The 8284-nt window shown below is 72.3% G+C and carries 7 protein-coding genes; 3 read left to right on the forward strand and 4 right to left on the reverse strand.

The annotated features are described in order from the left end of the window. Nucleotides 1–209: 209 nt before the first annotated feature. Entirely contained in the window at nucleotides 210–1097 is an 888-nt protein-coding gene (locus ACI78Z_RS01720; RefSeq protein ID WP_457034788.1) for an NmrA family NAD(P)-binding protein, read from the reverse strand. Nucleotides 1098–1177: 80 nt separating this feature from the next. Between ACI78Z_RS01720 and ACI78Z_RS01725 the strand changes: the two genes are divergently transcribed. The 3 genes from ACI78Z_RS01725 (at nucleotide 1178) to ACI78Z_RS01735 (ending at nucleotide 4691) form a co-directional block, all read left to right on the forward strand. Continuing rightward, complete coding sequence (locus tag ACI78Z_RS01725) at nucleotides 1178–2200, forward strand: ATP-dependent 6-phosphofructokinase (RefSeq protein ID WP_457034789.1); 1023 nt, start codon at nucleotides 1178–1180, stop codon at nucleotides 2198–2200. Between the two features lie 137 nt (nucleotides 2201–2337). Next, nucleotides 2338–3675: a class II 3-deoxy-7-phosphoheptulonate synthase gene (locus ACI78Z_RS01730; protein WP_457034790.1), complete on the forward strand. Its 1338-nt coding sequence runs from the start codon at nucleotides 2338–2340 to the stop codon at nucleotides 3673–3675. Next, a complete protein-coding gene (locus ACI78Z_RS01735) occupies nucleotides 3672–4691 on the forward strand; it encodes a threonine aldolase family protein (RefSeq protein ID WP_457034791.1) in 1020 nt (339 codons plus the stop codon). The genes ACI78Z_RS01730 and ACI78Z_RS01735 overlap by 4 nt, the downstream gene beginning before the upstream one ends. A gap of 473 nt (nucleotides 4692–5164) precedes the next feature. Here the strand turns inward: ACI78Z_RS01735 and ACI78Z_RS01740 are convergent, their stop codons facing one another. The 3 genes from ACI78Z_RS01740 to ACI78Z_RS01750 are packed head-to-tail and all read right to left on the reverse strand — an operon-like array spanning nucleotide 5165 to nucleotide 8283. Then, nucleotides 5165–6307, reverse strand: a complete 1143-nt coding sequence (locus tag ACI78Z_RS01740) for a sulfotransferase family protein (protein ID WP_457034792.1) — start codon at nucleotides 6305–6307, stop codon at nucleotides 5165–5167. Between the two features lie 25 nt (nucleotides 6308–6332). After that, nucleotides 6333–7088, reverse strand: coding sequence for a 4'-phosphopantetheinyl transferase family protein (locus tag ACI78Z_RS01745; protein WP_457034793.1), 756 nt, complete (start codon nucleotides 7086–7088; stop codon nucleotides 6333–6335). Continuing rightward, the gene (locus ACI78Z_RS01750) at nucleotides 7075–8283 is read right to left on the reverse strand and encodes a glycosyltransferase (protein ID WP_457034794.1); all 1209 of its coding nucleotides are present in this window, start codon (nucleotides 8281–8283) and stop codon (nucleotides 7075–7077) included. Before ACI78Z_RS01750 ends, ACI78Z_RS01745 begins: the two co-directional genes overlap by 14 nt. Nucleotide 8284 lies beyond the last annotated feature (1 nt).

The raw sequence follows: 8284 nt of genomic DNA on the forward strand, positions 1-8284 counted from the left end.
GACCGTGACGCCGGTGGCTGCCACGCACGCGGTGGCCAGTGCCACCACCTTCGTCCTGATGTCCCAGCGCAAGGGTCCGCTCCCGTTCGTCCTGCCGGCCCCGTCTCGGCCGTCGGGTCGCACATCGGCAGCCAGCGGCCGGTTGTGAACCGGAACGGCGCAACGGCGCATCCCGGACCCCACGGTTCCCGTTCCCGCAGGTCAGGCGCTCACGAGCGCAGGTGGGCCCAGTCCTCCGGGTGCGCGCGCAGGTGCTCGGCGAGCGTCCGCGCCGGGTGCCCGGTCAGCCGGGGGACGACGTCGGTGACGGCGGCCATCGCGCCCGCGGCGATCGCCCGGTAGCTGGTGACCCAGCCCTCGACCTCCCAGTCGGGGTGCCCGGACGGCCGCCGGGTGGCCCACGCCTCCTCGACGGTCTGCCGGCGGTAGGCGGCGGGGCGGCCGGTGACCTCGGCCAGCACGGCGGCGGCGTCGTCCAGCGACAGCGCCTCCGGCCCGGTCGCGTCGAGCACGGCGCCGTCGAGGGCGGAGGAGTCGTCGAGCAGGGCCGCGGCCGCGACGTCGGCCAGGTCGTCCCGGGAGACGAAGGACGCCCGCCCGTCGTCGGCCGGGGCCGCGATCACCGCGGCGCCGTCCTCGGGGACGGCGAAGAACGGGACGAAGTCGGCGTACATGGAGTGCCGCAGCACCGTGGTGCGCAGGCCGGTCGCGGCGAGCGCCTCCTCGGTGGCGGCGTGCGTGCGGGCCAGGGTGAAGACGGCTTCCGGCGCGGCGCCCAGGAACGAGGTGTAGACGACCCGCCGCACACCCGCCTCGGCCGCCGCGGCGACGGCGGTGAGGTGCTGCTGCAGCCGGTCCTCGGCCTCGGCGGCCGACACCAGGTAGAGCGTGTGCACCCCGGTGAGGGCGGCGGTCAGGCCCGGACCGTCGGCGTAGCCGCCCGGGACGGCGGCCACCTCGGCGCCGGGCACCCGTGGCGCGCGGGTGGCGTCGCGCGCGACCAGCCGCAGCCGCACCCCGTCCCGGCCCGCCAGCCGGTCGGCGACACGCCGGCCCAGCGCGCCGGTCGCCCCTGTGACAGCGATCAAGCGGGGCATACGATCCGGCCCCTGACCTGCAGCACCATGACACCGGCCAACGAGCGGCAGCGCCCGGCTCTTCCCGGAGGACGACACCCATGCGCATCGGCATCCTGACCGGCGGCGGCGACTGCCCGGGCCTCAACGCGGTCATCCGCGCCATCGTGCGCAAGGGCGTCCAGTCCGGCGACGAGGTGATCGGGTTCCGCGACGGCTGGCGCGGGGTGCTCGAGGGCGACACCGTGCCGATGGACCTGACCGCCGTCCGCGGGATCCTGCCCCGCGGGGGGACGGTCCTGGGCACCTCCCGGACCAACCCGTACGCCCTCGAGGGCGGCGCGGACCGGGTGCTGGCCACCCTCGAGCGGCTCGACATCGAGGCGCTGGTCCCGATCGGCGGCGAGGACACCCTCGGCGTCGCCACCAAGCTCGCCGAGTCCGGGGTGCGGGTGGTCGGCGTCCCCAAGACCATCGACAACGACCTGGACGCCACCGACTACACGTTCGGCTTCGACACCGCGCTCGGCGTGGCCACCGAGGCCATCGACCGGCTGCACACCACGGGGGACAGCCACCACCGCACCCTGGTCGTCGAGGTGATGGGCCGGCACGCCGGGTGGATCGCGCTGCACGCCGGGATGGCCGGCGGCGCCACCGTCGTGCTCATCCCCGAGCAGCCGTTCGACGTCGACGCCGTCGTGGCGCACTGCCAGCACCGCTTCGACTCGGGCTACTCGCCGATCGTGGTGGTCTCCGAGGGCGCCAAGCCGCTGGACGGCGACCTGGTGCTGGCGGCGGGGGAGCGGGACGCGTTCGGCCACGTCCGCCTCGGCGGCATCGGCACCGCGCTGGCCTCGCTGATCGAGAAGCGCACCGGCCGGGAGGCCCGCGCCGTCGTCCTCGGGCACATCCAGCGCGGCGGCACCCCGTCGCCGTTCGACCGGGTGCTGGCGACCCGCTTCGGGCTGGCCGCCCTCGACGCGGTGCACCAGGGCCACAGCGGCGTCATGGTCGCGCTGCGCGGCACCGACATCGTGCTGGTGCCGCTGGCCGAGGCCACGGCGCAGCTGAAGCTGGTGCCCGTGGAGCGCTACGCGGAGGTCGAGGTCTTCTTCGGCTGAACGAGGCCCCCTGCCGCCCGCCCCCCGCACGCCGGCCTCGCCCGGAGGCCCAGCCCGAGCTGGCGAGGGACGGGAGGGGCGAGGTCCTCCCACCGTTCCGGAGGGCTGCGGCGGGGCCGCCGGTACCCTCTGGAGGCGTGACCCTCCCCGACCCGGCTGCCCTCCTGCCCGACCTGGACCGGTGGCGCGAGCTGCCCGCCGCCCAGCAGCCGGAGTGGCCCGACCGCGCCGCGCTGGACACCGTCCTGTCCACCCTCTCCTCGGTGCCGCCGATCGTGGCGCCCACGGAGGTCGACGAGCTGCGCACCCGGCTGGCCGAGGTGGCGCAGGGCCGGGCGTTCCTGCTCCAGGGCGGCGACTGCGCGGAGACGTTCGACCTCAACACCGACGCGCACCTGCAGAGCACCACGCGCACGCTGCTGCAGATGGCCGTCGTCCTGACCTACGGCGCGAGCGTGCCCGTGGTCAAGGTGGGCCGGGTGGCCGGGCAGTACGCGAAGCCGCGCTCGTCGAACACCGACGCGCTGGGCCTGCCCTCCTACCGCGGCGACATGGTCAACGACCTCGAGCCGGTGCTGGAGAAGCGCATCCCCGACCCGGGCCGGCTGCTGCGGGCCTACGCCAACTCGGCGGCCGCGATGAACATGATCCGCGCCTACGCCCGCGGCGGGCTGGCCGACCTGCACGCCGTGCACGACTGGAACAAGGACTTCGTGGCGAGCTCCCCGGCGGGCGTGCGCTACGAGGTGATCGCCCGCGAGATCGACCGGGCGCTGGCGTTCATGAAGGCCTGCGGCGTCGACGACACCGCGCTGCGCGGCGTGGAGCTCTACAACAGCCACGAGGCGCTGATCCTCGACTACGAGCGGGCCCTGCTGCGGGTGCACGAGGGCCGGGCCTACGCCGCGTCGGCGCACTTCGTGTGGATCGGCGAACGCACCCGCCAGCTCGACGGCGCGCACGTGGCGTTCATGTCGCGCATCGCCAACCCGATCGGCGTCAAGATCGGGCCCTCCACCACGCCCGAGCAGGCCGTCGAGCTCGTCCAGCGGCTCGACCCCGACGGCATCCCCGGCCGGCTCACCCTGATCAGCCGGATGGGCAACGGCAAGATCCGCGACGTCCTGCCGCCCATCGTGGAGAAGGTCACCGCCAGCGGCCACCAGGTCGTGTGGCAGTGCGACCCGATGCACGGCAACACCCACGAGTCCTCCACCGGCTACAAGACGCGGCACTTCGACCGGGTCGTCGACGAGGTGCTCGGCTTCTTCGACGTGCACCGGGCGCTGGGCACCTGGCCCGGCGGCATCCACGTCGAGCTCACCGGTGAGGACGTCACCGAGTGCCTCGGCGGGGCCATGGAGATCAGCGACGAGGACCTCAACAGCCGCTACGAGACCGCCTGCGACCCGCGGCTGAACACCGGCCAGTCGCTGGAGCTGGCCTTCCTCGTTGCGGAGATGCTGCGCGGATGATGTCTGCCGCTGATCTGGTCGACCTGCGCTCCGACACCGTCACCAAGCCCACGCCAGGCATGCGCCGGGCGATGGCCGAGGCCGAGGTCGGGGACGACGTCTACGGCGAGGACCCGACCATCCGCGCGCTCGAGGAGCGGGTGGCGGGCATGTTCGGCCACGAGGCGGGGCTGTTCGTGCCGTCCGGGACGATGGGCAACCAGATCGGCCTGCGCCTGGTCTGCGAGCCCGGCCAGGAGGTGCTCTGCGACTCCGAGGCGCACATCGTCACCTACGAGATGGGCGCGGCGGCGGTGCTGTTCGGCATCTCGACGCGCACGGTCGTGTCCGACGGCGGCCGGCTCGACGCCGCCCAGCTGATCGACCAGGTGCGCCCGCACGGCAACTGGCACCTCACCGCGACCGCCGCCGTGGGCGTGGAGAACACGCACAACCGCGGCGGCGGGCTGGTGCAGCCGCTGGGCCAGCTGCAGGCGCTGTGGGACTGGTCGCGGCAGGCCGGCGTGAACGTGCACCTCGACGGCGCCCGGATCTGGAACGCGCACGTCGCCTCGGGCGTCGACCTCGCCACCTACGGCGGGCTGGCCGACACCGCGTCGGTGTGCCTGTCCAAGGGACTGGGCGCGCCGGTCGGCTCGGTGCTCGTCGCCTCGGCGGAGCGGGTCGCCGCGGCCCGGCTGTGGCGCAAGCGCCTCGGCGGCGGGATGCGGCAGGCCGGGGTCCTGGCCGCGGCCGGGCTGTACGCCCTCGACCACCACCTCGACCGGCTGGCCGAGGACCACGAGCACGCGCAGCTGCTGGCCAAGCGGCTGGGGCTGGACCCGTCGACGGTCGAGACCAACCTGGTCCGGCTGGACGACGTCCCGGCGCCGGCCGTGGCCGAGGCCGCCAAGGCGCAGGGCGTGCTGGTCAGCCAGACCGACGCGCGCCGCCTGCGGCTGGTGACCAACCTCGGCGTGGACCGCGCCGGCACCGACCGCGCCGCCGACGTCCTCGCGGAGCTCCTCGACCGCTGATCCGCCGCCGCTGGCCGGAGCCGACGCCGTGCGGTGACGCGCGGCTCCTAGCCACCGAGCGGCGCACCGGCGCCCACCGTCGGTACAGCAGGCCGGTCACTCGGCCGGACCCCCGCGTGCTGCCGCAGGCCGGCCGGGCGCGCGCGGGGATCGCCGACGCGGCCGCGGTCGCTGACCAGGCCGTGCGTTGCGCGGGCCGCCGCGCCACGCGAGCACTGCGCGGCGGCTGCTGAGCTGCCTGGACTCCGCGGCGTCGGAGGCGTCGCTCCGCCAGGTGCTCGGCCGCCGCCAGGCCGGGCGGCAGGTCCACCCGCTCGGTCGCCGAGTACCCGTCCGGTGCTCGCCGTCGCTGGGAACCAGGTCAGTGAGCCGTCGACCCCCTGCCTCGGCCAGGCCGGCTCCGCCGTGCCGGCCGATGACGGCGGGTGCTCACGTGCGGGCCCGGGTCCTGCTCCGTCGTCCTGCCCACCGCGTCAGTCAAGGGCGTATCCCCACTCCTCGAAGTTCCGCCGCCAGGCGCGCCCGACATCGCGGCGCAGTGACGACGGCAGCTCCGGGTACGTGTTCTTCCGATAGTTGACGATGGAGTCGACGTAACGCCGCAAGGGCGACTGCATGGCGCCGAAACCGGGCATGTCGAGGTTGTCGTAGATCTGCTCCACCTGTCCTACCGGGTCCTTCTCGAGGTCCTCGAAGCACACCTCGTGAAAACGACCCTCGGGGATCAGCGAACGCTCCTCGAAGAAGGCGTCGTACATGATCCTGAAACGCTCGATGACGACGTCGGCGATGCGCCGGACGTCGAAGTTCTGAAGACCCATCGTGCGGAGGCTCACCTGGTTCTGTCGCTGCGTGGACTGGAAGATCACGTAGGGATTGCGGTGGATGTGCACGAAGCGTGCGTCGGGAAACGTGTCGAGGAGCAACTTGATGCGGCCGGTGTGAGGCGGCGACTTGAGCAGGAGCGGGCGACCGTACTTCCACGTCAGTTTCCGGTAGAAGAGCGTCAGTGCCGCCGTCCACTCGGCGACGTCCCGCTCCGGCACCTCTCGAAATGTCAGGTACCTGTGGTACTGCTCGGCATCTCGCGGGAACACCCAGGTCAGGAACGGCGAGCGCAGAGTGCCGCAGGTCGCGAACTCGTCCTCGAAGGGCACGTCGGCGTTGAGGGGTACGTCATCCATGATGCGCGTCCGCGGAGACGCGAAGAGGACCTTGGAGAACCGTTCGGTGGTGAGGAACGTGTGGGGATTGAGCACCTGGTAGACGTTCGGATAGGCGAACTGCGGATCGGTGGCCAGCAGGTTGTGCAGGTGCGTCGTCCCGCTGCGCCAGTGCCCGAGGATGAAGAGCGGGGGCCCGATCTGGACGTCAGCCAGCTCGGGCCCGTAGACCCTCGTCTCGTGGCCACCGACGACGGAGTTCAGCACCCCCGCGCCGGCCATGAACGCCGCCCGTGGCCAGTACGTCGGAGCGACCGCGAAGTGGTGTCTCCGCAGCAGGCGCACGTACTCACCGAGCGTCAGGCCGTACAGGCTGGTGAAGAACCAGCTGGCCAGGAAGACCCGGAGTGTCTCGGTCGGACCCGACCGGCTGCTCCCAGAAGTCACCGTCACGTGAGCTCTCCGCATCGTCGGTGGGCTAGAACCACTCCGGCCACTGCAGGCAGATCATCGGGAGCACCTGGTCCCCCTCGTGGGCGAGCGCAGCCACGTAGCCCGGGGCTGGCGCCAGGTCCCGGAGCCACCACCGGGAGGAAGCCCCTGGCTCGCCGTCGACGCTCAGCCGGCGCGCCGGTTCGAACGGTGGCAGCGAGACGTCGACGCGGTCCGGCGACCGCGACAGGCCCTCCCCGCAGGCCTTGAGGTAGGCCTCCTTGCGGGTCCAGCCGCGGAAGAGGGCTGCCTGCCGCTGCTCGCGAGCGAGGGCCTGGAAGACCGCGTGCTCGCGGGGCGAGAGGACCCGCCCGGCCATGTCAGCCGTGCTCGAGAGGATGCGGGTCCGTTCGACGTCGACGCCGATCCGCCGGTCGCACGTCACGGCACAGAGGACCAGCCCGCCGGAGTGCGACACGCTGAACTCCATGCCGCCACCCTGGGACGCGGACAGCGTCGGTCTTCCCGTGCCGCCGGCGTGGAACTGCAGCCGGTCGGGGAGGATCGTCAGGTACGACCCCAGGATCCTGCGGACGACGCCGCGTCCGGCGATGAACCATCGGCGATCTCGGTCGAAGCAGAACTGCGCCGCTCGGCTGCGTTCGGCATCCGACAGGACGCGCAGCAGGTCCTCGAGATGGCGCGCGGGAGGATCCAGCGACGCGCGCCAGACGTGGACCTCGCCCCGGGGGGTCCGGAGAGGCGGGGCCGGGAAGTCCCACGCCTCCTCAGGCGGTGCCATGACCGACCGCTCGTGGCTCGGCGATGCTGGCCGTTCCGTCCCGGTGGACCCGGAACTTCCTGCCCCGCCACACGATCTCGTCGGTGAGGAGGCTGTGCAGGACCAGCGGCAGGCGCAACAGTTCCTGGACCAGGACGACCCACAGGAACCGCCAGAGCTCCCCGTTGCGGGCCAGGACCGTGTTGACGGCCGCGGTCGAGACCACGGCCGTCGTCAGGGCCACAAGGAGCGGAGCCAGGGCGATGGTGACCTCGCTGCCCCGGGACAGTGCGATCCCCAGGTAAACGACACTCCAGCACAGCGCGGGATCCACCAGGTTCATCAGCGCGTAGTTGACTGGCCAGTAGTGACGGATGATGACCAGCCAGCGGTGTCGGTGGGACCACCAGCCCGTGAGGCTGTCGTGGTGATGGACGACTCGGGCGGGCTGCCTCAGCAGGTGGATCCGGTATCCGCGCTGCCGGATGATCCTGGCGAGCTGGATGTCGTCGGCGATGTGCCAGCCCAGTTGCTCGATCCCGCCGACCTCGCGGAGAACCTCCCTGCGGACCACCATCGTGGTCCCGATCGCGCCGTCGAAGAGCCCGAAGAGGTGCAGCGTGGCGATCCGGAGCGCGAGTTCGTTGACGGAGATGCTGGTCAGGGCGGCCGGCCAGTCCTCGGAACCCGTGTACGCCGGAGCGCCGAAGGCGATCCCGAGGGAGGGGTCAAGGGTGCAGGCGACGGTGTCCCGGAGGAACGTCGGTGGGACGCGGGCGTCGGAGTCGCTGAAGATGATGACGTCGTGGGAGCTCGCCGCGACACCGGCAGCCATGTTCTTCAGCTTGCCGAAGGACCGTGAGTCTGCCGACTCGCTGAAGAGCAGCCTGATGGGGGTGTCGGGGTGCTCCGCCATGACCCGACGGATGACCGGGACGGCCGGATCGGATGGCTCCTCGACGCAGAACAGGAGCTCGTACCGGCCGCCGTAGTCCTGGGAGCAGAAGCTGCCGAAGTTCTCGAGGGCCGACTGGTCGACTCCCTTGGTGGGCTTGACGACCGACACGTCCGGCTCGTAGGTCCTCGACGGCTGCGGTTCACCATGGCCGGCGAAGTAGGTCCAGGTGCACAGGTGCATGAAGGCGGTCCACAGCACGTTGCTCGCGATGAGGACGAGCAGCGTTGCCTGGAGCACATCGAGGACGGAGCCCCACACG

The organism is Geodermatophilus sp. SYSU D01176, assembly GCF_054050015.1.